This window comes from Nocardioides zeicaulis (assembly GCF_042432345.1).
In the GTDB taxonomy this organism is placed as follows: domain Bacteria; phylum Actinomycetota; class Actinomycetes; order Propionibacteriales; family Nocardioidaceae; genus Nocardioides; species Nocardioides zeicaulis.
Genome location: NZ_JBHLXH010000002.1, coordinates 864,753 through 888,857, shown reverse-complemented (window position 1 = coordinate 888,857; position 24,105 = coordinate 864,753). Strand labels below are relative to the sequence as shown.

Below are 24,105 nucleotides of genomic sequence, written 5' to 3'. Positions count from 1 at the left end.
GACGAAGGTCCCCGCCCGGGAGCGGGGACCTGCGTCACGATCACCTCGGCGCGGACGAGGCCCGCGCGGGGGACCTCAGTCGAGGACCCCGGGGGCGACGTCGTCGTCGCCGAGCCAGTCCTGGTCGTAGACCAGGCTGTCGCGCTCGGCGGACTGCTCGTCCTTGCTGCGGCGGCCGTTGCGGCTGCCGGCCGACGAGCCCGTGCCCCGGGCGCCGCTGCTCCCGCGTCCACCGGACCTCGACCCCGACGAGCCCGCACCGCGACCACCCGACGAGCCGCGGCCCGCGGTGCTGCCGGTCGACGCCCCGCGCCCACCGGCCGAGCCGGCACCGGACGTACGGGCGGACGCGCTGCCCGCGGACGCCGTCGTCGGGCGGGAGAGCGCCCCCGTGCTGCCGGCGCGACCGGTCGCACCGATCGGGCGGGCGGGCGCACTGCCGGCCGGGGCCGTCGGGATCGCACCCGGTCGCACCCCGCCGGCGGTCATGCCGCCCGCGCCACCGGCGGCACCGAAGGCAGCCGCCGAGGCACCGGACCCGCCGGCCCCACCGGCGAGCCCGGCCGAGCCCGCGACGGATCCGGCGCTGTCGGCCGTGGGCTGGTAGGCGATGCCGTCCTGCGCCGACCCGGTCACCGACGTGCTCGGCGCGTGGGTGGTCGGGTGGGGGTGCGGGTGAGGCACCGGCGTCGGGTTCGGGTTGGGGTTCGGGCTGGGGTTCGGGTTGGGGTTCGGGTCGGGGTTGGGGTTGGGGTTCGGGTCGGGGTTCGTGGTGGTCGTGTCGTGGTGGTGGTGGTGGTTCGGGGTCTGGATGTGCGTCTCGACCGGCCCGCCGATCGCGTAGACGGGGTGACCCGTGGCGGTGCCGCCACCGCCGGTGACGGGCGGGGCCTGGGTGCCGGGGAGGTACGGGCCCTTCGGGCCGGAGGGCACGTCGGACGGAGGCTCGGTGGGGTCCTGCTGACCGTGGATCGCCTTCATCGGCGGGATCGCGCCGAGGAAGGCCGCGTCCATCTCCTTGGTCATCGCCAGGGCCTTGGCCTCCTGCTTGTCGTACTGGCTCTGCCACGCGCTGCGCTCGTTGGCGCGCGCCTGGGAGGCGTCGGCCTGCGCCTTCAGCTCCTCCGGCGTGGGCTCGACGCCCGGCGTGCCGGCGGGCGGCTGGTAGGCCGCGGGCTTGGTGCCGAGGTCGGCCATCGCGTCGCGCTTGTCGCGCGTGTCGGCGATGTGGACGCCGACCTGGTGGAGGGCCTCGCCGGCGGCGCGCAGCTGCTCGGACTTGTGGACCATCGACTCCGACGTCTTCTCCATGCCCGCGCGCAGCGCCGGGCCGGTGAGGGTCTGCTCACCGATGCGGAGCTCGGCCTGGCCGGCCGCCTTCTTGAGGGCGTCGGCGAGCGTCTGGAGGTCGTCGGCCTTGTTCTTCCAGTCCTGACCGGCGTTCTTGATCGCGCCCTCGGCGGCGGAGTCGAGGTACTGGTCGAGGACGAGGCGGTGGGGTCCCTTGGTCACGTCTCAGTCCTCGTTCCCGGTCGGCAGGGTGCACACGTTGCTCGGGCTGAACGTCGGGGAGGCGACGCACTCCGTCGAGGCGTTGAGGAGGTTCATCGTGGAGGCCGTCTGCTCGGTCGTCTTCTCCATGTCCTTGCTGAACTCCTCGACCGAGGCGCTCATGCCGCGCAGGCCGGCGGCCATCTTCTTGAGCTCCTCCGCGACGGCCTGGTGGGCCATCTCGACGTTGGTGCCGAGGCGGTAGCCGCCGGTGAAGGAGTCGCCGAACGCGGCGCTCTGCACCGGGGTGACCTTGTCGGACTCCACGCCGGTGGCGGCGTTGTCGAACGACGTCATCAGGGACGCGATGGTGTCAGGGTCGATGTTGAGCCCCACCATCGTCTGGTTGAGCAGTTCCCTGTCCTCGAGCGGCAGCATGGTCTGTCCTTTCCCCCGGTTCGCACAGCCGAAACACACTCTAGGTCGCGGATTCCGTGCCCGCAGCATCATGGCCGGGAGGCGCCCGAGGATAGGGTCGCGGCATGCTCACTCGGGGATCCCGCCCGCGCGCGCTCGCCGCGGCAGCCGTCGTCGTGTCCGTCCTGGTCTCGGGCTGCGGCTCCTCCGACGCGGAATCCGCGGAGGGTGGGTCGGGCTCCTCGACGTCGGCGTCGGGGCCCTCGTCCGAGTCCTCGTCCGAGTCCTCGTCGGGGTCGGACTCACCCACCCCCGTGCCCGGCCTGCCGACGACCTACCCGGCCGCCGACGGCCCGCTGATCAAGGTCCCGGGCGCGAGCATGCACGCGCTGCGGAGCTACCACCACATCAGCGACTTCGGCATCGTCCAGGGCTGGGGCGACGGCCAGAGCTCGGTGACGTTCGTGCCGGAGGTCAACCGGGCGAAGTCGCTCGAGGCGATGGAGCGCAACTGGGTCAGGCGCCACGGCGGCTACGACGTCCAGGTCAAGCAGGAGGACGGGGTCGCCGGCGGGAAGTACCGCGCCTGGCACGTCCTCGACTCCACCAGCGACCCCGACGAGCAGGTCCACACCTTCGGCATCCTCTTCCTCGAGTCCGCGTGGCTGATCTCGATCAAGACCTACGACGAGGGCTTCCCGGAGCCGCTGACGGAGGAGGAGCAGCAGGAGGTCATCGGCCGGCTGCTCGCGAGCTTCAAGACCGACCTGGACTGAGGACGGGCTCAGCGCACCTCGGCGACGGTCAGGCCCGAGATCCCGGCGCTGTCGACGTCGACGCGCTGCACCGTGCCGTCGATCCCGAGCCGGACGATCGGGTAGTCCTCACCGCGCGCGACGCGCGTGACGAGGGTGTGGTCGTCCTCCCAGACCATGCGGGACTCGAAGCCGCCGACCGTGCGGCGCGGCAGGACCACCTCGAAGTCGACGATGCGCGTGCCGGTGCGGGCGTCGAGGACGGCGAGGGTGGGGGAGCCGTACTCGCCCACCGGGGCCTCGCCGACGACGTACGCGCCGTCGGGGCTGAGGTCGGCCAGGCGGTAGTCGCAGGTGCTCCACAACGTGCTGCCGGAGGTGGCGTCGACCATCGCCGAGCAGGTCCCGTCGCCCGACGTGGCGAGGCCGGCGACGGCCCCGGTGACCGGCGACGCCGACTCGGCCCGCGTCAGGCCCGGCACCCGCACGCGGCCCTCGGGGGAGGCCACCCAGGTGGTGATGTTGCCGGCGCCGTCGTTCTGGCGCACGACGACGCCGTCGGCGACGAAGCCGACGGGCTCCACCGAGGGGGGCTGCGGCCCGTCGGGGAGTGTCGCGTAGGTCCACTCGGCGTCACCGGAGACCTCGGCGCTCACGGCCTGCCAGTGGCCGTCGGTGTACTCCGTCCAGGCGACACGCGTGCCGTCGGGGCTCGTGACGAGACCGCCGGTCGGGACAGGGTCACCGGTGACCCGCAGGTCGGCGTCGAGGAACTCCAGCGTCTTCGCGCCCTCGTAGACCGCGGCGGCGACCCACCCGTCGGCATAGGGAGTCATCACGTCGAGGACGTCGGGCAGCGGGACGGCGCCCGCGGCGGTGACCAGGCTCGGGCCGTCGACGTCGAGGAGGGGGACCGGAGGGGAGTCGAGGGTGTCGGCCGTGTCGGGGTCGACCAGCACCGTGTCCTGGACGACCGTCGGCGACGGGTCCGTGACCGGGCCGACGTCGCTGCGCTGGGCGGGTCCGGTGGCCGACAGGCCGAAGGGGATCGCCACGGCCAGCACGGCGGCGACGGCGGCCCCCGCGACGGCGCGGCGGCGGCGCTGGATGCGGCGGGCGCGGGTGCGTACGCCGTCCAGGCCGAGCGGGGAGTGGTGCAGCGGCTCGACCCGGCGGGCGAGCGCGTCGTGGACCTGGTCCTCGAGGGGAGTGTTCATCGGTCGTCTCCGGACTCGTGGGGGTTGAGTGACTGGGGTGCGCGTGCGCGCAGGGCGGCGAGCGCCCGGCTCGCCTGCGACTTGACGGTGCCGGGGGAGATGCCGAGCACGTCGGCGATCTCGGCCTCGCTGAGCTGCTCGTAGTAGCGGAGCACGACCACCGCGCGCTGCTTCGGCGGCAGGGTCTGGACGAAGTCCCACAGCGCCCCGCCGACTCCGTCGTCGTAGGTGTCGGCGACGCCGGACTCGGGCATCCGGTCGGTCGAGCGCTCGCGGCGCTTCCACGCGCGGCGCCACAGCGAGCTGTGGTCGTTGACCATCACCCGCCGCACGTAGCCGTCGAGCGCCTCGCGGTCGCGGACGCGGTCCCAGGACAGGTAGAGCTTGGCGAAGGCGTTCTGCAGCAGGTCCTCGGCGGTGGCGTGGTCGCCGGCCAGGAGGTAGGCGGTGCGGTAGAGCGCGGCCTGGCGCGCGGCCATGTACGCCGAGAACTCGGCGTCCTTCGTCCCGCGTGGGTCCTGCACACCCATGTCCACGAGTGTCGTGCTCACCACGCACCCCCGTTCGTCGTTCGTGTGGCGTGTCGGGGTGAGGACGCAACAGCCCGCCGGAGGGTTGCATCGGCTTGGACCACGTTGCGAGGCTCTGCGCAGACACCGACGTGCGAGGAGGCACACAGATGCAGCAGGTCAAGGCCGTGGTCGCGCTGGCCAAGGGCGAACCGGTCCAGCTCACCACGATCAACGTCCCCGACCCGGGTCCGGGCGAGGCGGTCGTGAAGGTGCAGGCCTGCGGGGTCTGCCACACCGACCTGCACTACCGCGAGGGAGGGATCAACGACGACTTCCCGTTCCTGCTCGGCCACGAGGCTGCGGGCGTGGTCGAGGCGGTCGGCCCGGACGTCACCTCGGTGGCGCCCGGTGACTTCGTGGTCCTCAACTGGCGCGCGGTCTGCGGCAACTGCCGCGCCTGCGACCGCGGCGAGCCGTGGTACTGCTTCGCCACCCACAACGCCACGCAGAAGATGACGCTCGCCGAGGGTGAGCTCGCCGGGACCGAGCTGTCGCCGGCGCTGGGGATCGGTGCCTTAGCGGAGAAGACGCTGGTCGCGGCCGGTCAGTGCACGAAGGTCGACCCGTCGGCGCGTGCCGCAGCGGTCGGCCTGCTCGGCTGCGGCGTGATGGCCGGGCTGGGTGCCGCGATCAACACCGGCAACGTCGGGCGCGGCTCGACCGTCGCCGTGATCGGGTGCGGCGGCGTGGGTGCCGCCGCGATCGCTGGCGCCGCGCTCGCCGGTGCCGCGAAGATCATCGCCGTCGACATCGACGACCGGAAGCTGGAGACGGCGAAGAAGCTGGGCGCGACGCACACGGTGAACTCGAAGGAGACCGATGCGGTCGAGGCGATCCGGTCGCTGACGCCGCCGCCGGACGGCACGGGCCACGAGGGTGGCGCGGACGTCGTGATCGACGCCGTCGGACGCCCGGAGACCTGGAAGCAGGCGTTCTACGCCCGTGACCTCGCCGGCACGGTGGTCCTCGTCGGCGTCCCCACGCCGGACATGAAGGTCCCCGAGATCCCGTTGATCGACGTCTTCGGGCGCGGCGGGTCGCTGAAGTCGTCGTGGTACGGCGACTGCCTGCCCTCGCGCGACTTTCCGATGCTCGTCGACCTCTACCAGCAGGGCCGGCTCGACCTCGACGCGTTCGTGACCGAGGAGATCGGCATCGAGGACGTCGAGGCGGCGTTCGACAAGATGCACGGTGGCGGCGATGGGCCGAGCGTCCTCCGCTCGGTGGTGGTCCTGTGACCGCGCGGGTCGACCACGCGGTCGTGTCCGGCACCTTCAGCCTCGACGGCGAGACCCACCAGGTCGACAACAACGTGTGGGTCATCGGTGACGACGAGCAGTGCCTGGTCATCGACGCCCCCCACGACGTCGACGCGATCCTGCGGGTCGTCGGCGGCCGCTCGGTCAAGGCGATCGTGTGCACCCACGCCCACGACGACCACGTCCGCGTCGCCCCGGCGCTGCGGGTCGCGACGGGCGCGCCGATCCTGCTCCACCCCGACGACCGCCCGCTGTGGGAGCTGACCCACGGCGGTGACGAGCCGGGCGCCGAGCTGTGGGACGTCGACCTGTCCGACGGGATGACGCTGACGGTCGGTGGTGCCGCGGTGCAGGTGATCCACACGCCCGGCCACGCGCCCGGGGCGGTGTGCCTCTACGTCCACGACCTGGGCTGCGTCTTCACCGGCGACACGCTCTTCCAGGGTGGCCCGGGCGCGACCGGCCGCTCGTACTCCGACGCCGACGTGATCGAGGCGTCCATCCGCGGCCGGCTCTTCGACCTCCCGGACGACACGGTGGTGCACACGGGCCACGGCCCGGACACCACGATCGGTGCGGAGAAGGCCAACCTCGACGCTGCCGGCGAGGGCTGAACCAGCCTCTCCGGCCCTGCCAGCCCACGGGGTGCACGGCACTGGGTCGCGTGTGCGCTACGCGACCCGGTGCCGGCGCATCCGCTCCTCGCGACGCTCGTCGAGGTGCACGGCCTCCGCGACGAGCTGCCGCCAGGCCGGGTGGTCGGCGGGCGTGCCCCAGGCCCGGCGCAGCCGGTGGCGGAGGTGCGGAGAGGTGTGGTGCAGGACCCTCGGCTCCTGCTGCTCGCGGGAGCGGCGCCGCCACCTCTCGAGGTCGAGCGTGCAGTCGAGCCCGCGCGGGGCCCACCACCCGGTGACCTCGAGGTCCACGTGGGCCGGGAATCGCCGGCCGGCCCGGTCACGGTGACCGTCGTCGCGCATCGGCTCGACCTCCTCGCCGGTCTCGGCGTCCTGCACCGTGGCGCGGAGCCCGGCGAGCCGCATCAGCTGCTGCACCATGCTGACCCGCGGGCTCGTACGCCCGGTCTCCCACCGTGCGACGGCGGACTGCGACACCCCGACGAGCGCCGCGAGCCCCCGCTGTGACACGTCGAGTATCCGCCTGATGCGGCGTACGAACCCCGGCACCCCGCCCGCGAACGGCCCGCTGAGGTAGTGCTCGACCTCCTCGGGGCTCCAGCCGACCGCCGGGTCCCACTCGTCGTCCGTCCTCGTCCCGATCGTCCTGCTCGTCTGCCCCATCTTCCGCCTCCGTGTCGTCGGGGTGTGCCGTGGACCCATCCCACCGACGGTCACCGACAGCCCGCAGCGCGTCCTCCACAGCCCCCGGCTCTCCACAGCCCTGCACCCGCTTGCAGCCGCGCACCACGCCGGGCGTACTGGCACCTGAGTCGCTCATCGACTCAGTCGGGAGCAGGGCGGACGGTCGCGCGGGCGCGCGCCTTCGGCACTGAGTCGGTCAGCGACTCAGGTCCGAGGGTCGCGAGGGCGCTGCCCGGATGCGGGGCGGGCGGAGGGGAGAGGGGGAGGCGCGGGGCGGAGGGCGGGGCCTACGGTCGGCTGATGACGTCCGACTTCGTCCCGGCCGGGTACGTGGCGCCGCGCTCGCTGGTGACCGAGGACTTCGTGCTGGAGCCGCTGGGACCGCAGCACAACGAGTCCGACCTGGTGGCGTGGAGCTCGAGCATCGACCACATCCGCGCCACGCCCGGGTACCCCGACGGGCGGTGGCCGCCGGAGGGCGGGATGTCGGCGGAGGAGAACCTCGCCGACCTCACCCGGCACGCGGCGGACTTCGAGGCGGGCAGGGGCTTCACGTTCACGGTGCTCGACCCGGAGTCGCGGGAGGTGATCGGGTGCGTGTACGTCTACCCGACGCGCGAGCCGGAGCACGACGTGCAGGTGCAGTCGTGGGTACGCGCCGACCGGGCGTCGCTCGACGGGCCGCTGGCCGACGCCGTCGCGCGCTGGCTCGACGAGGCGTGGCCGTGGTCGCACCCGGACCGGCACGGTCGCTGACCACGGTCCGTGCCACGATGACCCGATGGTGTGGGGCGGTCCGAGCAGGTCGAGGTCGAGGCGCGCGCGTGGCGCGGCCCTGCTGACCGCGGTGGCCCTCCTCGGCTCGACCGCTGCCTGCGACGGCGGCGGTGACAGTGGGGGTGGCGGGCAGGAGGCGCGTCCCGCCCCGGGGACGGGCGCCGGCGCGGGTGCCGCCGACGTCCCGCGCAGCCCGTCGGAGCGGCTCGGCCTCGACGAGGGCTGGGGGCCCGACCGCGCCGAGCTCGACCGGGCGGCGAGACAGGTGGGCAGGCTCCGGCTGCCGGATCTGGCCGGACAAGTGATCGTCGCGTCCTGGGACGGCACGCAGGCCCCGGTGCCGATGGTGCGCGACCTCCACCTCGGCGGGGTGATCGCCTTCGACCCCAACGTCACGTCCGCGGCCCAGATCAGCGCCGTCAACCGGGCGCTGACCCGGCAGGCCGGCCGCCGGGGGTGGCCCCTGTTCCTCGGCGTGGACCAGGAGGGCGGGGTGGTCGAACGGTTGCGCCGGGCGGCGACCCGGTTCCCGGCGTTCATGAGCGCCGGCGCCGCCCGGGACACCGACCTCACGGAGCGGACGTACGCCGCCAGCGGGCGCGAGCTGCGCCGACTGGGCTTCACCGTCGACTTCGCGCCCGACGCCGACGTGACCTCCGGTCCGGACGACCCGACCATCGGCTCGCGCTCGGCCTCCTCCGACCCCGCCCGGGTGGGGGAGCAGGTGGTAGCCGCCGCGCGGGGCTTCGAGGGGTCGCGCGTCCTGCCCGTCATCAAGCACTTCCCCGGCCACGGTTCCGTGCCGGCCGACAGCCACCTCACCCTGCCGGTGCAGACGAAGTCGCTCGAGCAGCTCGAGGCCACCGACCTCGTGCCGTTCCGCACGGCCGTGGAGGCCGGGCTGCCGGCGGTGATGGTCGGCCACCTCGACGTGCGGGCGGTCGACCCTCGGGTGCCGGCGTCGCTGTCGCGGCGGGTGGTGACGGGGCTGTTGCGCGACGAGCTCGGGTTCGGCGGCCTCGTGGTCACCGACGCCCTCGACATGGCCGGCGTCACGCGCGGTCGCGACCCGGGCCGCAACGCGGTCCAGGCCGTGCGCGCCGGGGCCGACGTCCTGCTGATGCCGCCGTCGCCGGCGGCGGCGCGGGCCGCGCTCGTCCGGGCCGTCCGCAGCGGCGACCTGCCGCGACGCCGGCTCGAGCAGGCGGCCGCGCGCCAGGTCGCCCTCCTCACGCACCTGCGCGACACCAGCTCCGCCGGACAGCCTGCAGGCGGTGCTGTGGACGCTGCCTCACCTGCCGCGGCCTCGCGTGCCCTGTCCGCAGCGGCGATCACCGTGACCGACGGCCCGTGCTCGGGCCCGCTGGTCGGGGCGAGCGTCTACCCGCACGGCGACCCGGCTGCTGTCGCGACCTTCGACGCAGCTGCTGCCCGGGCCGGCCTGGTGGTCCTGCAGCGCCGGGCCGCGCCGTCGGGGCTGACCGAGTCCCGGCCGCGGCCCGAGCGACGTCGGCACGAGGGGCGGCGGCACTTCAGGCAACGGGTCCGCGACTGGAAACGGGTCGAGGCCCGTCGCGAGCAGCGGCTCGCCCGGTGGAGCGCCCGCGAGGACGCTCGGCTCGCGGCCGGCACGTCCGTCGGCTTCACCGGCTACCACGACGTCCCGGTCGACGGGGACGTCGCCGTCGCCACCGACAGCCCGTGGGTGCTGGGCCGGGTCGGCGCCCCGACCCGGGTCGCGACCTACGGCGACACCCCTGCTGCCATGGACGTGCTGGTCGAGGTGCTGCGGGGCGAGGCACCCGCGCCCGGGCGGCTCCCGGTCAGGGTCGCCGGCGTCCAGCGCCGCGGCTGCTGACGGCGTCCGGTCGGGCTCAGAACGGCTCGACGAGCAGCGCCGTCCCCTGGCCCGCGACACGCGTCAGCACCAGCGTCCCCTCCTGGTCGCCGGCGAGCGCGAGCCGCTTGCGCAGCTCCTCCGGCACGACCTGGACGCCGCGCTTCTTGATCGCCAGACGGCCGATCCCGCGCGCCTGGAGCGCCGCGCGGAGCTGTTTCTCGCGGTAGGGGAGCTCCTCGAGGACCCGGTAGCTGCGGGCGAACGGCGTGCGGAACGCCTCGTCGCCGGTCACGTAGGCGATGTGCTCGTCGACCAGGCCCCCGGAGACGCCCGCCGCGACCGCGGTGACGAGCCCGGCGCGGATGACGGCGCCGTCGGGCTCGTAGAGGAACGCGCCCACCTCGCGCACCTGGGTGCCGTCCTCGCCCGGGGCGGGGGCGTCCTCGTCGGTGAGGGTGGCCAGGCCGCCGGCGCCGATCACCGTGGCACGCCGGCCGGTGGTCGCCAGGTCGGGCGACCACAGCACGGCCTCCTTGACCTCGCCGCCGTCGCTCACCCACTCCGCCTCGACGCCGGCCGGGAGCAGGTCGTGACCGATGCCCGGGGCGACCTTGACCAGCGCGCGACGGGCGAGCAGGTCGAGGACCCACGGCCACGGAGGCGTCCACCCCTTCACGTCGAAGACCCGGCCCCGCCCCGTGCGGCGGGCGGGGTCGGCGAAGGCGGCGTCGAAGCCGCGCGGGTCGAGCGCCGTCGCGTCACCCGCGTGGACCGCGCCCGGCAGGCCGAGGGCGCGCAGGTTCGCCTGGGCGATCGCGGCCCGGAGCGGGTCGAGCTCGACGCCGGCGTCGACCAGCGCGGCGCGCGCGAACGCCAGCAGGTCGCCGCCGATGCCGCAGCCGAGGTCGATGACGCTGCCACCGGGGATCGCGGCGGCCAGCCGGGCGGCGCGGTGCGCCGCGACGCGGGCACGGGTCGACTGCTCGAGGGCGTCGGGGGTGAAGAACATCAGGCGTGCGGCCTCGCCCAGCTTGGCCACGCCGCGCTCGCGCAGCTGCGCCTGCGTGGTGGCAGCCGCCGCGCGCTCGGGGTCCGGGTCGGCACGGCGTACGACGCCCGCGACCCGCACGGGATCGCCCGGGTGCTCGGCCCACGCGCCGCTCGCGACCTCCAGCAGGCCGGCGCCCTCGGGGGTCTGCAGCCAGGCCAGGGTCTCGAGCTCCACGGCCGCATCCTGCCAGCCGTGCGCCGCCGACCACAGGCCGGGAAGAACCTCTGCTAGCACTCGGTTGGGGAGAGTGCTAGCGTCAGCCTTGGCACTCTCGCCCCGAGAATGCCAATCCCCGTGTCCCCGGCTCGATCCCCGCGACGGCGTGCCGAGGCCTCCACGGGACCACGTCCTGAAGAAACACGCGCCAGAGAAAGTGGAGGTTGATCCGAAGTGTCGGTCAACATCAAGCCCCTCGAGGACCGCATCGTCGTCCGCCCGCTCGACGCCGAGCAGACCACCGCCTCCGGCCTGGTCATCCCGGACACCGCGAAGGAGAAGCCCCAGGAGGGCGAGGTCCTCGCGATCGGCCCCGGCCGTGTCGACGACAACGGCAACCGCGTCCCGGTCGACGTCGCGGTGGGTGACAAGGTCATCTACAGCAAGTACGGCGGCACCGAGGTCAAGTACGCCGGCGAGGAGTACCTGATCCTCTCCGCCCGCGACGTCCTCGCCGTCGTCTCCTGACGCACCCGGTGTCCCGGCCGGCCCCGTGCCGGCCGGGACCCGTTGCACGTCAGGCCCTGATCATTTCGTCCTAGGAGCACACAGATGCCCAAGATCCTGGAGTTCGACGAGAACGCCCGACGCGCGCTCGAGCGCGGCGTCGACGCCCTCGCCAACGCCGTCAAGGTCACGCTCGGCCCCAAGGGCCGCTACGTCGTCCTCGACAAGAAGTGGGGAGCCCCCACGATCACCAACGACGGTGTGACCGTCGCGCGTGAGATCGAGCTCGACGACCCGTTCGAGAACCTCGGTGCCCAGCTCACCAAGGAGGTGGCCACCAAGACCAACGACGTCGCGGGTGACGGCACCACCACCGCCACCGTGCTGGCCCAGGCGATGGTCCACGAGGGCCTGCGTGCCGTGGCCGCCGGCGCCAACCCGATGGGTCTCAAGCGCGGCATGGACGCGGCGGCCGAGGCCGTCGGCGACGCGCTGCGAGAGGCGGCCCGCGAGGTCGAGTCCCGCGAGGACATGGCCTCCGTCGCCACGATCTCGAGCCGCGACAGCCACATCGGCGACCTGCTCGCCGAGGCCTTCGACAAGGTCGGCAAGGACGGCGTGATCACGGTCGAGGAGTCCAACACCATGGGCACCGAGCTCGAGTTCACCGAGGGCATGCAGTTCGACAAGGGCTACATCTCGGCCTACTTCGTCAACGACCCGGAGTCGATGGAGGCCGTCCTCGACGACCCCTACATCCTGCTCCACCAGGGCAAGATCTCCTCGATCCAGGAGCTCCTCCCGGTGCTGGAGAAGGTCATCGCCACCGGCAAGCCGCTCTTCATCCTCGCCGAGGACGTCGAGGGCGAGGCGCTCTCGACCCTGGTGGTCAACAAGATCCGCGGCACCTTCAACGTCGCCGCGGTCAAGAGCCCCGCCTTCGGTGACCGCCGCAAGGCGATGATGCAGGACATCGCCGTCCTCACCGGCGGCCAGGTCGTCGCCCCCGAGGTCGGCCTCAAGCTCGACCAGGTGGGCCTCGAGGTGCTGGGCCAGGCCCGTCGCGTGGTCATCACCAAGGACAACACCACCATCGTCGACGGCGCGGGCGACCGCGACGCCGTCGAGGGTCGCGTCAACCAGATCAAGGCCGAGATCGAGAACACCGACTCCGACTGGGACCGCGAGAAGCTCCAGGAGCGTCTCGCCAAGCTCGCCGGCGGCGTGTGCGTGATCAAGGTCGGCGCCGCCACCGAGGTGGAGCTGAAGGAGAAGAAGCACCGCATCGAGGACGCCGTCTCCGCGACGCGCGCCGCGATCGAGGAGGGCATCGTCCCCGGCGGTGGCTCGGCGATCATCCACGCCGTCTCGGTGCTGGACGACAACCTCGGCCTCACCGGTGACGAGGCCGCCGGCGTCCGCGTGGTCCGCAAGGCCGCCGACGAGCCGCTGCGCTGGATCGCCGAGAACGGTGGCGAGAACGGCTACGTCGTGACCGCCAAGGTGCGCGAGCTCGGCGTCGGCAACGGCTACAACGCCGCCACCGGCGAGTACGGCGACCTGGTCGCCCAGGGTGTCCTGGACCCGGTCAAGGTCACCCGCTCGGCGCTGGTCAACGCGACCTCCATCGCCGCGATGCTGCTGACGACCGAGACCCTGGTCGTCGACAAGCCCGAGGAGGAGGAGCCGGCCGCCGCCGGCCACGGTCACGGCCACGGCCACTGATCCCTCGTCCCACGCGCACGGCCCGTCCCGCCCCACCTCCACGGTGGGGAGGGGCGGGCCGTCGTCGTGACACCGGTGTTACGTGAGCCGACGCCGGACGAAACATCGCTGCGCGAGGATCGGACCCATGCTGTGGAGAGTGCGCACGACGCTGGAGGACCGCCCCGGGGCGCTGGCCGGGCTGGCCACGCGCTGCGGTGAGGCGGGCGTCAACATCCTGGGGCTGCAGGTGTTCCCGGGCGTGGACCGGGTGACCGACGAGCTGGTGCTCCGCACGCCCGACGACTGGGACCTGGCCGACCTCGCCGCGCTGGTCGAGGGCGCGGGCGGCAGCCGGGTGAGCGTGCTGCCGTGCACCGACGCCGCGCTGGGCGACCAGCCCACCCGGTACGTCCTCGCCGCCCGCGCGATCCTGGCCCACCCGGCCGGCTTCCCCGACGTGGTGGCCCGTCTCTTCGACGCCGAGGCCGACGCCGGCACCGACACCGGCACCGACGCCGGCACCGACACCCTGGCCATCGGCCACGGGATGGACCTCGAGATCGGCGACGTCCAGGTGCAGCTGCGGCGCTCGGCGCCCTTCACCGCGGCCGAGCACGCCCGTGGCACCGCCCTGGCCGAGCTCGTCACCGACGTCCTCGCCGCGGCCGCGCACCAGGCCACCCACCAGGCCCCGGCCCCGGACGCGGCCCCGGACGAGGGGCCCCGGTTCGAGACGAGCGGCTCGTCGGTGCGGGCGCTGGTCGCGAGCGCCGTCGTCGGCACCGCGACCTGGCTGGTCGGCGAGGAGGGGGCCTGGCACCTCGAGCTCGCCGTCGAGCCCGCCTGGCGCCGGCGCGGCCTCGGCTCGCGGCTGCTGCTCGAGGCGACCCGAGCCGCCCGGTCGGGCGGTGCCACCGAGCTGGTCGTGCGGACCTCCGCCGACAACCCCGCGGTCCTGCCGCTGGTGCTCGGCAGCGGCCTGCGCGGCCGGATCCGGATGGGTGCGGACGACCTGACCGTCAGGATCCCGGTCCGCCAGCCTGCGCCCGAGCGCGTCTGACCCCGCGGTGCGCTAGCGCAGCACCTCGCTGAGGTGGGCGGTGGCGCCCGAGCGGCCGAACAGCCCGCTGAGGGTACCCGCGCCCTCGCTCCACAGGAACTGGTCGCCCGGGGTCGGGCCCTGGCCGACGTTCCACGACGAGGGGGAGTCGCTCAGCTGCTCCAGGGTGCCGGCGGCGATGTCGTAGAGGTAGGTGCCTCCGGTCGCGCGGGTGTACGCCACCACCGTGAGGTAGTCGCCGCCGCCGACCAGGTCGCCGCCGTCCACGCCGCTGTCCTGCACCGTGACGACCGGCTCGCCGTCGGTCGTCACGACCTGCACGCGGTCGTCGCGCACCCCGCCCGTGTAGGTCCCGCAGTACTGCGACATGGCGATCCGGTCGCCGGCGACGTCGAGCCCGAGCAGGTTGCACCGCGCGCCCAGCCGTGGGTCGAACGACGTCTCCTCACCGGTCGCGAGGTCGCGGACGTGGAGCTGGCCGGCGTCGCCGTTGCTCGAGTCCGACCAGACCAGCGCGTCGTCGGTGAAGCCGAACAGGCCGACGCGCAGGCCCTCGTCGCGCACGTCGGAGGGGTCGGCGAGCGAGGCCGACCACAGCTCGAAGGTGTCGCCCTGGGCGTCGGCGTCCTCGGCCTCGCCGTCCGGGCCCTGCGGCCACCCGCCCTCCGGCACCTCGCCGCGGGTCGCGGGGACGCGGACGTAGAGCCGCCCGTCGGGTCCGACGCGTGAGCCCCACGGCCCGTCCGCCGCGGGCAGGCCGGGCCACCGCACGGTGCGCCAGGCGCCGCTCGCGCGGTCGTAGACCCGCGCGACCAGCGACATCGACGAGCCGTCGCCCGACTGCTCGTCGGGGCCGACCAGCACGAGGCGCTGCACGCCCAGCTCGACCGCGACCACCTGGGACTGGCCGAGCCCGCGGGTCCCGGGCAGCCAGTCCTTCGCGCCGGTCGCGGGGTCCATGAGCGCGTAGCGGGGGTAGAGCTGGTCGGACCGGGGGCCGTCGCGGAACAGGACCAGCCCGTCGTCGGTCACGCCGTCGACGTAGTGACCGTTGTCGGAGTCGAGGTCCTCGTTGGTCACCGACGTGACCTCGCGGTAGTCCTGCCCCTCGACCGCGGGACGCGCGTCGCCGAGCCGGACCACGGGGCCCTCCGCCCGCGGCACCCCGGCGGCCGCGAGGTCGGCGGGGGAGGGACTGACCCAGGCGTCCGCCCCGAGGCCGATCGCGCCGACCGCGAGCGCGGTGGCGCCGGCCGTCACCGCCCGGCGGACCCGTACGCGGCGTCGCCCGGCGCCCAGGACGGCGCGGAGGTCGCCCGGGTCGTGGGGCGGCCGGTCGGTCGCGTCCCGCATCAGTGCGCGCAGCTCGTTCACCATGACACCGCTCCCTCGACCAGCTCGCCGAACGGCGAGTCCTCGAACATGGACCGCAGCGCGAAGAGGCCGCGCGAGGTCTGGCTCTTGACCGTGCCCTCGGTGCACCCGAGGAGCGCGGCGGTCTGCTCGACCGACAGGTCCTCGAAGTAGCGCAGCACCACGCACGCGCGCTGGCGTGGTGGCAGCTGCTCGAGCGCTGCCATCAGCGCCCGCCGGGTGGCGACCGTCGTGGCCACGTCCTCGCCGCTCGCCACGGTGTGGTCGGCCTCCTGCGGGCGCTCGGTGCTCGAGCGCCGCCGCACGTGGTCGAGGTAGGCGCTGACCACGGCCTTGCGGGCGTAGGACATCTCGCCGCCGTGGCGCACCAGCCGGGGCCAGCGGACGTAGACCCGGACCAGCCCCTCCTGCACCAGGTCGGAGGCGCGGTCCCAGTCGCCGCACAGCAGGTACGCCGTGCGGCGCAGCCGGTCGCGCGCGGACGTGGCGAACTCGACGAACGCCGCCTCGTCACGCCTCACTTCTGCTCCATGACCTCCTGAACGGGGTGAGCCCACCGCCGGGTTGCACGCCGAGGCCGATCACTTGCCCCAGATGGTGCGGAAGGGGGTCGAGCAGTCCACGTCGATGTCGATGTCGTCGACGGAGTTGAGGTGGTAGACGCGGTAGCGGTCGCACGCGGTGCGGACGAACTCGTACTTCTTGATGAGCGACTGCTCGACCGGCATCGTGCCGAGCTCGCTCCAGGTGTTGATGTAGCTGGCCTCGACGAACCACGTCGGCGGGTCGGTGCCGGTCAGCACGTCGCTGAGGTCCGCCAGGCCGGGGTCGAGGGTGCGCATCGGCAGCGACCAGAGGTAGGGGTACGGCGACGACGCGCGGCTGGCCCACTGGATGTCGGCGCGACCGCCGTAGACCAGCACGCGGTCGCCGGGCCGGGCGGCGGCGGCGATCGCCTCGCCCGTGCGCAGCTCCGTCGGCACCCGCCCGTGCACCCAGGTCACGGTCCACGTGCTGATGGCGAGCAGGCAGGAGCCCACCGCGAAGGCCAGCGTCGGCAGCGCCAGCGGGACCCGCCGCCGGTGCAGGTGCTCCTCGGTCACCACCAGCGCCAGCGCGAGGGCCAGGGAGGGCACCGGGACGAAGAGGTACGGCGTCCAGTAGCTCCCGCTCACCGCGACCCCCACCAGGTCGACCCCGACGCTCACCGTCACGGCCACCGCGACGACGGCGTCGTGGCGCAGCAGCGAGGGCAGCCGGGCGAGCAGGGCCACCACCACGAAGAGCATCCCGGCGCCCACGAACACCCCGACCAGGGCCCACACCCGGGCCTGCGCCCCCGAGCTGTCCTGGGTGGCGATCACCCGGCTCGCGTCGGAGCGGAAGGTGACCGTGGCGTACCAGAGGGTGCGCAGCCGCACGCCCTCGGCGAGCGCCCAGCCGACCACGACCCCCACCGGCACGAGCCCGCCGGCGACGGCAGCGGCGGCGCAGCGCAGGGCCGCGCGGGGCGGGAGGTGGCGTGCGAGCGCGGAGCCCACGAGGAGCACGCCGCCGAACACGACACCGCCGAGGATGCTCTGCTTGAAGCCGATCGCGCAGACGGCGAGGGCGCCCGCCCAGGCCGCGTCGACGGCCGACGAGCGCCGCACCGCGCGCAGGGAGAGCCAGCACGAGGCGAGCACGAGCGGGATGCCGAACAGCTCGCCCTTGGCGGCGACGGGGTCGATCTCGGCGTTGCCGACCATCGCGGCGGTGCCGATCGCGACCCAGCCGGACAGGCGTCGTACGGCACGCGGGTCGACGACCCCGGCGCGGCGGGCCAGCTCGCGCGTCGCCGCGGCCGCGGCGAGCACCAGGAGCGCGCAGCCGACCGCCCCGACCAGACGGTGGAGGTACGGACCGCCGATCGCGTCGCAGGCCTGCATCAGCCAGATCACCGGGGGCGGCCGGTCGACCCAGTAGTGGCCGTAGAGCGAGCCGGGCTCGGGCTGCCAGCTCTCGGCGACGAGGAGGAAGCCCGCCTCGTCGGGGCGCAGCGGCCACAGCAGGCCGGGGAAGCGCAGGACGAACGCCGCGAGGGCGGCGAGCCAGACCGTCCGCCCCCGCACCATGGCGACACCCTCTCACCCGGGCCCCCGCGGATCCGCCCGGTTTGCCTCACGTGGCGGGCCGGCGTGCCGAAGTCAAGGCATGACCAGGAACATCTTCGTCCTCTCCGGCGGCGGCTCGCGCGGAGCCGCGCAGGTCGGGATGCTGCGGGCCCTCCTCGGCGCCGGCATCCGCCCGGACGTCGTGGTCGGCGCGTCGGTGGGCGCCATCAACGCCTGCTCGCTCGCCCACGACCCGACCCCCGAGCGCGTCGAGCAGCTCGCGGACCGCTGGATGTCGATGCGCGCGCGGGACCTCACCGGGTCGCGCGCGTCGGTCCCGGGCAACCTGGTGCGGCTGCGTCCCTACCTGTTCTCCTCCGACCGGCTCCGCCACCTGGTCGCGTCGTGGATCCCGGAGCAGCGGCTCGAGGACCTCGCCGTCCCCGCCGTCGTCGCGACGACCAATCTGGTCACCGGCCGCGCCCACCACCACGTGCAGGGCGCGATCGGGGACCTCCTGGCCGCGTCCGCCGCGATCCCGGCGGTCTTCCCGCCGGTCGTGCTCGACGACGGCGACGGTCCGGCCCCGCACGTCGACGCCGGCATCTCGGAGAACCTGCCGCTGTCGGCCGCCGCCGCGATCGCCCGCCCGGGCGACCGCGTCTTCGCCCTCGACGTCACCAAGCCGCCCGCCGCGCGGTCGCTGCGCTCGCCGCTGGACGTGCTCATCGGGTCGCTCGCCATCTCGATCCACCACCGCACCAGCGGCGCGTTCGACCCCGGGGTGCAGGTCATCGGCTGCGTGCTCGACCGCAGCTTCCACTGCGGCACGATGCTCGACTTCACCCACACCGGGACGCTGTTCCGGCTGGGTGAGGCCGCGGCCGTCGGCGCGCTCCTCGACGCGGACGTGAGTGCCTGAGCCGACCGCCGTAGGATCGGGGTGTGGAGATCCCCGAGAAGTTCGCCGCCCTGGGCCTCACCTACGACGACGTGCTGCTGCTGCCGGGGGAGTCGGACCTGGCTCCCAGCGACATCGACACCACCACGCGCCTGACCCGTGAGATCTCGATCCGCGTGCCGCTGGTCAGCGCCGCGATGGACACGGTCACCGAGGCGCGGATGGCGATCGCGATGGCCCGCGAGGGCGGCATCGGCGTCCTGCACCGCAACCTCTCCATCGAGGACCAGGCGCGCCAGGTCGACCTGGTCAAGCGCACCCAGACCGGCATCATCTCCAACCCGGTCACCATCGGTCCCGACGCGACGCTCGAGGACCTCGACCGCCTCTGCGGCGAGTACCGCGTCTCCGGCCTCCCGGTCGTCGACCTCGACAACCGGCTGCTCGGCATCATCACCAACCGCGACCTGCGCTTCACGCCCGTCGCCGAGTGGGCCACCACCAAGGTGACCGAGGTGATGACCAGCGAGGGCCTCATCACCGGCCGTCCCGGCATCAGCCGCGACGAGGCCACCGCGCTGCTGCGGGCGCACAAGCGCGAGCGGCTGCCGCTCGTCGACGACGAGGGCCGCCTCAGCGGCCTGATCACGGTCAAGGACTTCGTCAAGGGCGAGCAGTTCCCGCACGCGTCCTACGACGCCGACGGGCGGCTGCTGGTCGGCGCCGCCATCGGCTACTTCGGCGACGCGTGGGAGCGCGCCACCACCCTCGTCGAGGCGGGTGTCGACGTGCTGGTCGCCGACACCGCCCACGGCCACGTGCACCTGCTGCTCGACATGGTCAAGCGGCTCAAGACCGACCCCGCGACCCGCCACGTGCAGGTCATCGGCGGCAACGTCGCCACCCGCGAGGGCGCGCAGGCGTTCGTCGACGCGGGAGCCGACGCGGTCAAGGTCGGCGTCGGACCCGGCTCGATCTGCACCACCCGCGTCGTGACCGGGGTCGGCGTGCCGCAGGTGACGGCGGTCTACGAGGCGTCGCTGGCCACGAAGCCGGCCGGTGTCCCGCTGATCGCCGACGGCGGCATGAAGCACTCCGGCGAGATCGCCAAGGCCCTCGTGGCCGGCGCCGACGCGGTGATGGTGGGCTCGATGCTCGCCGGCTGCGAGGAGTCGCCCGGCGACGTCGTCTTCGTCAACGGCAAGCAGTTCAAGTCCTACCGCGGCATGGGCTCGCTCGCGGCGATGAGCAGCCGCGGCAAGAAGTCGTACTCCAAGGACCGCTACTTCCAGGCCGAGGTCGCCAGCGACGACAAGATCGTCCCCGAGGGCATCGAGGGCCAGGTCGCCTACCGCGGCCCGCTGTCGGCCGTGGCCCACCAGCTGGTCGGCGGCCTCAACCAGTCGATGTTCTACGTCGGCGCCCGCACCATCGCAGAGCTGCAGGAGAAGGGCCGCTTCGTGCGGATCACCAGCGCCTCGCTCAAGGAGAGCCACCCGCACGGCGTGCAGATGACCGTCGAGGCGCCCAACTACTCCGGGATGTAGACCAAAGGACGGCTTCCGCGCCGTCGGGAGCGCGCCTAGGTTGGCTGGGTCAGGGGATCGGGACCCTGGCCGTCGCACGACCAGGGCAGCAGCACGCGGGTCTCGGTCCCGGGAATCATCTCGGGAGGAGCGCACGTGCGCGCACGCATCTGGGCAGCGACCGGCACCGCCGGCCTCGTCGCCATCGCCATACCGGCACTGTCCTTCGCGGCACCGACGGGGCAGGACACCGTCACGCCGCAGCAGCAGGAAGCGCTCGACCTGGGCCTCCAGGTCGCACCCAAGGAGACCGACGCCGCCGCGCTGACGGCACAGGCCAACCCCAACCCCTACCTCGCCAACCTGCCGTCGCTCGACGACGCGAACTACTTCGCGTGGAACAAGCTCATGCACGAGCAGGCCGAGCAGCGGGCCGGCTCGGCGAAGCTGGCGGCCAACCGCCGCGCCGAGCTCGGCGTGACCGAGAAGGGGGCCCTGCCGCGGAAGAAGGCGCTCACGCCCTTCGTCCACGACGAGGAGGAGCCCGCCGGCACGGCCGGCTCCAACGACACCCACGCCAACGCGGAGCCGATCGCGGAGTTCGGCACCGCCGCGACCCGGCTGCCGGCGGTGCGGATCCTCGGCGACCTGGCCGCCCCGGCCGCCAGCACGCCGCGCGCCGTGACCACGACGGAGGACCAGGGCTCGATCCCGCTCGCCACCCCCACCGGGATCACCGGCTCCGGCAGCGCGAGCGTGACCTCGGTGCTCGGCGACGGCCCGCACGGCACGACCGGTGACGGCACCAACGACTTCGACTTCTACGCCGTCGACGTCGCGGCGGGCCAGACCCTCACCGCCGACACCGAGGGCAGCCCGACGACCACCGACACGATCCTGGTCGTCTACGCCGCCGACGGGACGCCGCTGGTCGCCGACGACGACAGCGGCACCGGCACGCTCAGCAGCCTCAGCTACGCGCCCCCGGAGGCCGGCACCTACTACGTGATGGTCGGCGGCTACGCCCTCGACCCGCTGCCGGCCGACCCGACCGACTCCGGCAGCGGGGCCGGCGGCGCCGACACGGGCGACTACAAGCTCACCGTCGCCAGCCAGCGCCTCGACGCCGACTACTACTCCGTGCGGCTGCGCCCGGGCGACGTCATCGGGTCGACGTCCGAGGGCTCCGCGACGGGCCTGACTGTCCGCACGCCGTCGGGCGAGCAGCGCGTGGGCGGCATCGGCACCGACGCCTCCTCGCTCTACCCGCCGACCTCCCCGCTGCCCGGTGGCGGCAACACCACCATCGCCTACGTCGCCGAGGAGGCGGGCTGGTACTCGCTGCAGGTCAGCGGTGGCACCGGGGCGTACGACGTCACCCTCGAGGGCTACCGGCCCGGCGCCCAGGGCGACCGCGGCCGCACCCAGACCGTGCTGCTGGACTTCGCGCCCGGTCGCGTCAACGCCGGCACCTGGGGCGGACCCGGGGTGCGCACCGTGTCGCCGTTCTCGGCGTTCGTCCCGCAGTGGGGCATCGCCCGCGCCGACGGGCGCAAGGTCGAGAACCGCGTGGTCAACGTCGTGCGCCGCAACCTCCAGGCCGAGCTGCAGGCGGGTGGGCTCAACCCCGACGTGAACGTCGAGGTGCTCAACGCCCGCACCAGCCCCGAGCTCATCGGGCAGGAGAACGTGTCGCGGATCTACGTCGCGGGCACCATCGCCGAGACCGGCATCTCCACGATCGGCATCGCCCAGTACATCGACCCGGGCAACTACGGCCACCAGGACGAGGCGATCGTGCTGCTCGACGTGCTCAGCGCGGCGGCCGGCCCGGCGTCGTCGCTCAACACGTTCATGAACGCCTCGAGCGACCGCGTGAAGTTCGTCTCCGAGGCCGTGGGCAACGTGGTCGCCCACGAGGTCGGCCACACGATCGGCAACTACCACACCGACAACGCCGACGAGGTCGGCAACATGATGGACAGCGGTGGCTCGAACTTCGCCACCAACCTCTACGGCGTCGGTCCGGACGGCATCGGCGGCACCGCCGACGACGACAACGTCCGGTTCGTCACCGACACCTACGCGCCGGTGGAGGGCTTCACCGGCCTGGAGGACACGCTCAACGTCAGCGCCTGGGCCTACTCCGGCCGCTGACGGCTGCCGGCGCGGGTCAGGACGTGAAGCCGGCCCGCGTCGGCGAGGAGTCGCGCACCAGCGCCGCGGCCGGTCGGGTCAGCAACCTGGCCCGGCCGGTCCGTGGACCCTCGCCGACGACCACGAACACGCCGGAGCGGGCGCGGGTCACGACGGCGGGCGAGGCGGTCGGGTCGCCGGTGGAGCGGACCCGGGCGGTGAAGTGCGTACGTCGTCCCGGCACGGCCGAGCGCACCTGGACGGCACCGCCGGCGTCGGTGGCGGCGACGACCAGCTGGCCGCCGACGACCCTCACCGCGGGCGAGCCGTAGACCGACCAGCGACCGGGCAGGGCCTCGGGGCGCCCCCAGCGACCGGCGTGCAGCGTGCGCACGAGGAGGCGCCCGTCGGCGCCCACCTGGTGCAGGTAGGCCGTCCCGTCCTGGGCGAGGCTCAGCGCGGGCGTGGACGTGGCCGACGCGGTGGCGCCGGGGAGCCGGACCAGCCGGCCGCGCTCGAGGCCGCGGGCCCACGTGGTGCCGCCGACGGTGACGGCGACGAGCCAGGTCCGGCCCGCGACGTCGTGGCCCAGCACCGGGGCGGCGTGGGTCGACCACGAGCCGGGGCGACCGACCCGCTCGGGGCGGCTCCACCGTCCTGCGCGGGTCAGGCGGCGGGTGGTCAGGGTGCCGTCGGCAGAGGTGGCCGCCACCACCGGCCGGCCGGTGCGCGACAGCGCGACCGCCGGGCTGGACGTCGCGGCGGCACCGGCGACGGGGCGCAGCACGAAGCGGGTGCCGCGCAGCGTGCCGGCCAGCACGCGCCCGTCGGCGGTCGTCGCGGCGAGCCACGGGCGCCGGTGGGCGTCGACCGCCAGTGCGGGCGCGGCGAGGCGGGAGAAGCCTCCGGGACGGCCCACCACGCGCGCCTCGCGGCCGGGGCGGGCGACCCGCAGGGTGCCGGCGTCGTCGACCCGGGCGGTCCACGACTCGCCGAGGCCGTCGGGCACCGCGACCAGCGGGCGGTCGGAGCCGACGTAGGGAGAGGGCGCGACGTCGTCGAGGTGGAGGTAGCGGAAGTCGGAGACCGGCACCGTGCGCGTGCCGTAGCCGCCGGGCAGGGCGTGGTTGTACTCCTCGACCGTCACCGTGCCGGGGCCGATCGCGCTCACCCACGCGACGTGGCCCACGCGGCCGGAGTCGGTCTGGGCGACCGCGCCGATCGCCGGGACGGAGTCGACGCGGTAGCCCAGGGAGCGGGCGACGTCGTCCCAGTTCGCGGCGTTGCCCCAGTGGCGGCCGCGGAAGGAGTTGGAGAACCCGGTGAGGTGGTTGCGCTCGTGCAGGCGCCAGGCCACGAAGCTCGTGCAGTTGCGCAGCACGAAGCCCCACGGGTCGCCGATCGAGCCGCCGATGGACCACACGCGGCGCGCGCACGTCGGCTTCGGGCCGCGCGGGTCGTAGAGGTGGCCGGTGACCGGGTCGAGGACGGGCGGCGGGGGCGGGGGCGGCTCGACGGCGGGCGTCGCCGGCGCACCCGGCGTGCCGGGGCCGGGTCCGGGCGTGGCCGGTCCAGGGGTCGCGGGTCCGGGGGTCGGCGTCGGGGGAGCGGTCGGGGTCGGCTCCTCGATCGGCTCCTGGGGCACGATGGGGCACTGGCCCTGCCACGCCCACGGGTAGTCGTCGGACGCCTGGGCGGCGGGCGCGGCCACGACGAGCAGCCCGCCTGCCGCGGCGGCGGTCACGAGCGCGTGCGCCACTCCTCGGCGTCCCTGTCGGCGCGTCCCCTTGAAGATCCCCACGCCGGAACGGTAGGGACGCCGGAGCGGCCCCGGAGGTGCTTTGGCGAACCTCGGGTCGGACGTGCGTCACACCGCGACGGCGAGCTGGTCCGATCGGGCCACCCGCCTGGCCCGGACGGGCCATGCGGTCGGCGTGTCCTAGGCTC

At 74.1% G+C, this 24,105-nt stretch carries 21 protein-coding genes; 11 read left to right on the top strand and 10 right to left on the bottom strand.

Annotated features, from left to right (window positions below; all coding sequences use genetic code 11):
* Nucleotides 1-75 precede the first annotated feature (75 nt).
* Nucleotides 76-1,512 carry a hypothetical protein gene (locus ACFFJG_RS18825; protein WP_378520314.1) on the bottom strand — a complete coding sequence of 479 codons (1,437 nt, stop codon included), beginning with the start codon at nucleotides 1,510-1,512 and terminating at the stop codon, nucleotides 76-78.
* 3 nt (nucleotides 1,513-1,515) lie between these two features.
* The gene (locus ACFFJG_RS18820; RefSeq protein WP_378520313.1) at nucleotides 1,516-1,929 is read right to left on the bottom strand and encodes a hypothetical protein; all 414 of its coding nucleotides are present in this window, start codon (nucleotides 1,927-1,929) and stop codon (nucleotides 1,516-1,518) included.
* A gap of 104 nt (nucleotides 1,930-2,033) precedes the next feature.
* Here ACFFJG_RS18820 and ACFFJG_RS18815 point away from each other — a divergent pair, with 104 nt between their 5' ends.
* Nucleotides 2,034-2,684: a hypothetical protein gene (locus ACFFJG_RS18815; RefSeq protein WP_378520312.1), complete on the top strand. Its 651-nt coding sequence runs from the start codon at nucleotides 2,034-2,036 to the stop codon at nucleotides 2,682-2,684.
* Nucleotides 2,685-2,692: 8 nt separating this feature from the next.
* Here the strand turns inward: ACFFJG_RS18815 and ACFFJG_RS18810 are convergent, their stop codons facing one another.
* Together ACFFJG_RS18810 and ACFFJG_RS18805 are read right to left on the bottom strand one after the other, a co-directional pair.
* A complete protein-coding gene (locus ACFFJG_RS18810) occupies nucleotides 2,693-3,880 on the bottom strand; it encodes a TolB-like translocation protein (protein ID WP_378520311.1) in 1,188 nt (395 codons plus the stop codon).
* Complete coding sequence (locus ACFFJG_RS18805) at nucleotides 3,877-4,410, bottom strand: SigE family RNA polymerase sigma factor (protein WP_378520310.1); 534 nt, start codon at nucleotides 4,408-4,410, stop codon at nucleotides 3,877-3,879. Before ACFFJG_RS18805 ends, ACFFJG_RS18810 begins: the two co-directional genes overlap by 4 nt.
* A 149-nt stretch (nucleotides 4,411-4,559) precedes the next feature.
* Here ACFFJG_RS18805 and ACFFJG_RS18800 point away from each other — a divergent pair, with 149 nt between their 5' ends.
* Entirely contained in the window at nucleotides 4,560-5,690 is a 1,131-nt protein-coding gene (locus ACFFJG_RS18800) for an S-(hydroxymethyl)mycothiol dehydrogenase (RefSeq protein WP_378520309.1), read from the top strand.
* Entirely contained in the window at nucleotides 5,687-6,325 is a 639-nt protein-coding gene (locus ACFFJG_RS18795; RefSeq protein ID WP_378520308.1) for an MBL fold metallo-hydrolase, read from the top strand. The genes ACFFJG_RS18800 and ACFFJG_RS18795 overlap by 4 nt, the downstream gene beginning before the upstream one ends.
* 57 nt (nucleotides 6,326-6,382) lie before the next feature.
* On the opposite strand, the gene ACFFJG_RS18790 is transcribed toward ACFFJG_RS18795, so the two are convergent.
* Nucleotides 6,383-7,009, bottom strand: coding sequence for a helix-turn-helix domain-containing protein (locus ACFFJG_RS18790; RefSeq protein WP_378520307.1), 627 nt, complete (start codon nucleotides 7,007-7,009; stop codon nucleotides 6,383-6,385).
* Nucleotides 7,010-7,330: 321 nt separating this feature from the next.
* Here ACFFJG_RS18790 and ACFFJG_RS18785 point away from each other — a divergent pair, with 321 nt between their 5' ends.
* The gene (locus ACFFJG_RS18785; RefSeq protein WP_378520306.1) at nucleotides 7,331-7,786 is read left to right on the top strand and encodes a GNAT family N-acetyltransferase; all 456 of its coding nucleotides are present in this window, start codon (nucleotides 7,331-7,333) and stop codon (nucleotides 7,784-7,786) included.
* Between the two features lie 25 nt (nucleotides 7,787-7,811).
* On the top strand, nucleotides 7,812-9,665 hold the full coding sequence (locus ACFFJG_RS18780) for a glycoside hydrolase family 3 protein (RefSeq protein ID WP_378520305.1): 1,854 nt from the start codon (nucleotides 7,812-7,814) through the stop codon (nucleotides 9,663-9,665).
* 16 nt (nucleotides 9,666-9,681) lie between these two features.
* Here ACFFJG_RS18780 and ACFFJG_RS18775 read toward each other — a convergent pair whose 3' ends face one another.
* Entirely contained in the window at nucleotides 9,682-10,872 is a 1,191-nt protein-coding gene (locus ACFFJG_RS18775; RefSeq protein ID WP_378520304.1) for a class I SAM-dependent methyltransferase, read from the bottom strand.
* A gap of 216 nt (nucleotides 10,873-11,088) precedes the next feature.
* Between ACFFJG_RS18775 and groES the strand changes: the two genes are divergently transcribed.
* The 3 genes from groES to ACFFJG_RS18760 all read left to right on the top strand — a co-directional run bounded on the left by groES (nucleotide 11,089) and on the right by ACFFJG_RS18760 (nucleotide 14,128).
* On the top strand, nucleotides 11,089-11,382 hold the full coding sequence (gene groES / locus ACFFJG_RS18770; protein WP_121139970.1) for a co-chaperone GroES: 294 nt from the start codon (nucleotides 11,089-11,091) through the stop codon (nucleotides 11,380-11,382).
* A gap of 84 nt (nucleotides 11,383-11,466) precedes the next feature.
* Nucleotides 11,467-13,086, top strand: a complete 1,620-nt coding sequence (gene groL / locus ACFFJG_RS18765) for a chaperonin GroEL (RefSeq protein WP_378520303.1) — start codon at nucleotides 11,467-11,469, stop codon at nucleotides 13,084-13,086.
* Between the two features lie 127 nt (nucleotides 13,087-13,213).
* A complete protein-coding gene (locus ACFFJG_RS18760; RefSeq protein ID WP_378520302.1) occupies nucleotides 13,214-14,128 on the top strand; it encodes a GNAT family N-acetyltransferase in 915 nt (304 codons plus the stop codon).
* A gap of 12 nt (nucleotides 14,129-14,140) precedes the next feature.
* On the opposite strand, the gene ACFFJG_RS18755 is transcribed toward ACFFJG_RS18760, so the two are convergent.
* The 3 genes from ACFFJG_RS18755 to ACFFJG_RS18745 are packed head-to-tail and all read right to left on the bottom strand — an operon-like array spanning nucleotide 14,141 to nucleotide 17,616.
* On the bottom strand, nucleotides 14,141-15,505 hold the full coding sequence (locus tag ACFFJG_RS18755) for a hypothetical protein (protein ID WP_378520301.1): 1,365 nt from the start codon (nucleotides 15,503-15,505) through the stop codon (nucleotides 14,141-14,143).
* Nucleotides 15,499-16,023 carry a SigE family RNA polymerase sigma factor gene (locus tag ACFFJG_RS18750; protein WP_378520300.1) on the bottom strand — a complete coding sequence of 175 codons (525 nt, stop codon included), beginning with the start codon at nucleotides 16,021-16,023 and terminating at the stop codon, nucleotides 15,499-15,501. Before ACFFJG_RS18750 ends, ACFFJG_RS18755 begins: the two co-directional genes overlap by 7 nt.
* Before the next feature lie 60 nt (nucleotides 16,024-16,083).
* Complete coding sequence (locus ACFFJG_RS18745; protein WP_378520299.1) at nucleotides 16,084-17,616, bottom strand: hypothetical protein; 1,533 nt, start codon at nucleotides 17,614-17,616, stop codon at nucleotides 16,084-16,086.
* Nucleotides 17,617-17,695: 79 nt separating this feature from the next.
* On the opposite strand from ACFFJG_RS18745, the gene ACFFJG_RS18740 reads away from it, so the two are divergent.
* The 3 genes from ACFFJG_RS18740 (at nucleotide 17,696) to ACFFJG_RS18730 (ending at nucleotide 22,179) form a co-directional block, all read left to right on the top strand.
* Nucleotides 17,696-18,517, top strand: a complete 822-nt coding sequence (locus tag ACFFJG_RS18740; protein WP_378520298.1) for a patatin-like phospholipase family protein — start codon at nucleotides 17,696-17,698, stop codon at nucleotides 18,515-18,517.
* Between the two features lie 23 nt (nucleotides 18,518-18,540).
* A complete protein-coding gene (gene guaB, locus ACFFJG_RS18735; RefSeq protein ID WP_378520297.1) occupies nucleotides 18,541-20,043 on the top strand; it encodes an IMP dehydrogenase in 1,503 nt (500 codons plus the stop codon).
* Between the two features lie 135 nt (nucleotides 20,044-20,178).
* Nucleotides 20,179-22,179, top strand: coding sequence for a pre-peptidase C-terminal domain-containing protein (locus ACFFJG_RS18730; RefSeq protein WP_378520296.1), 2,001 nt, complete (start codon nucleotides 20,179-20,181; stop codon nucleotides 22,177-22,179).
* A gap of 16 nt (nucleotides 22,180-22,195) precedes the next feature.
* Here the strand turns inward: ACFFJG_RS18730 and ACFFJG_RS18725 are convergent, their stop codons facing one another.
* Nucleotides 22,196-23,959, bottom strand: a complete 1,764-nt coding sequence (locus ACFFJG_RS18725) for a CHAP domain-containing protein (protein ID WP_378520295.1) — start codon at nucleotides 23,957-23,959, stop codon at nucleotides 22,196-22,198.
* Between the last annotated feature and the right edge of the window lie 146 nt (nucleotides 23,960-24,105).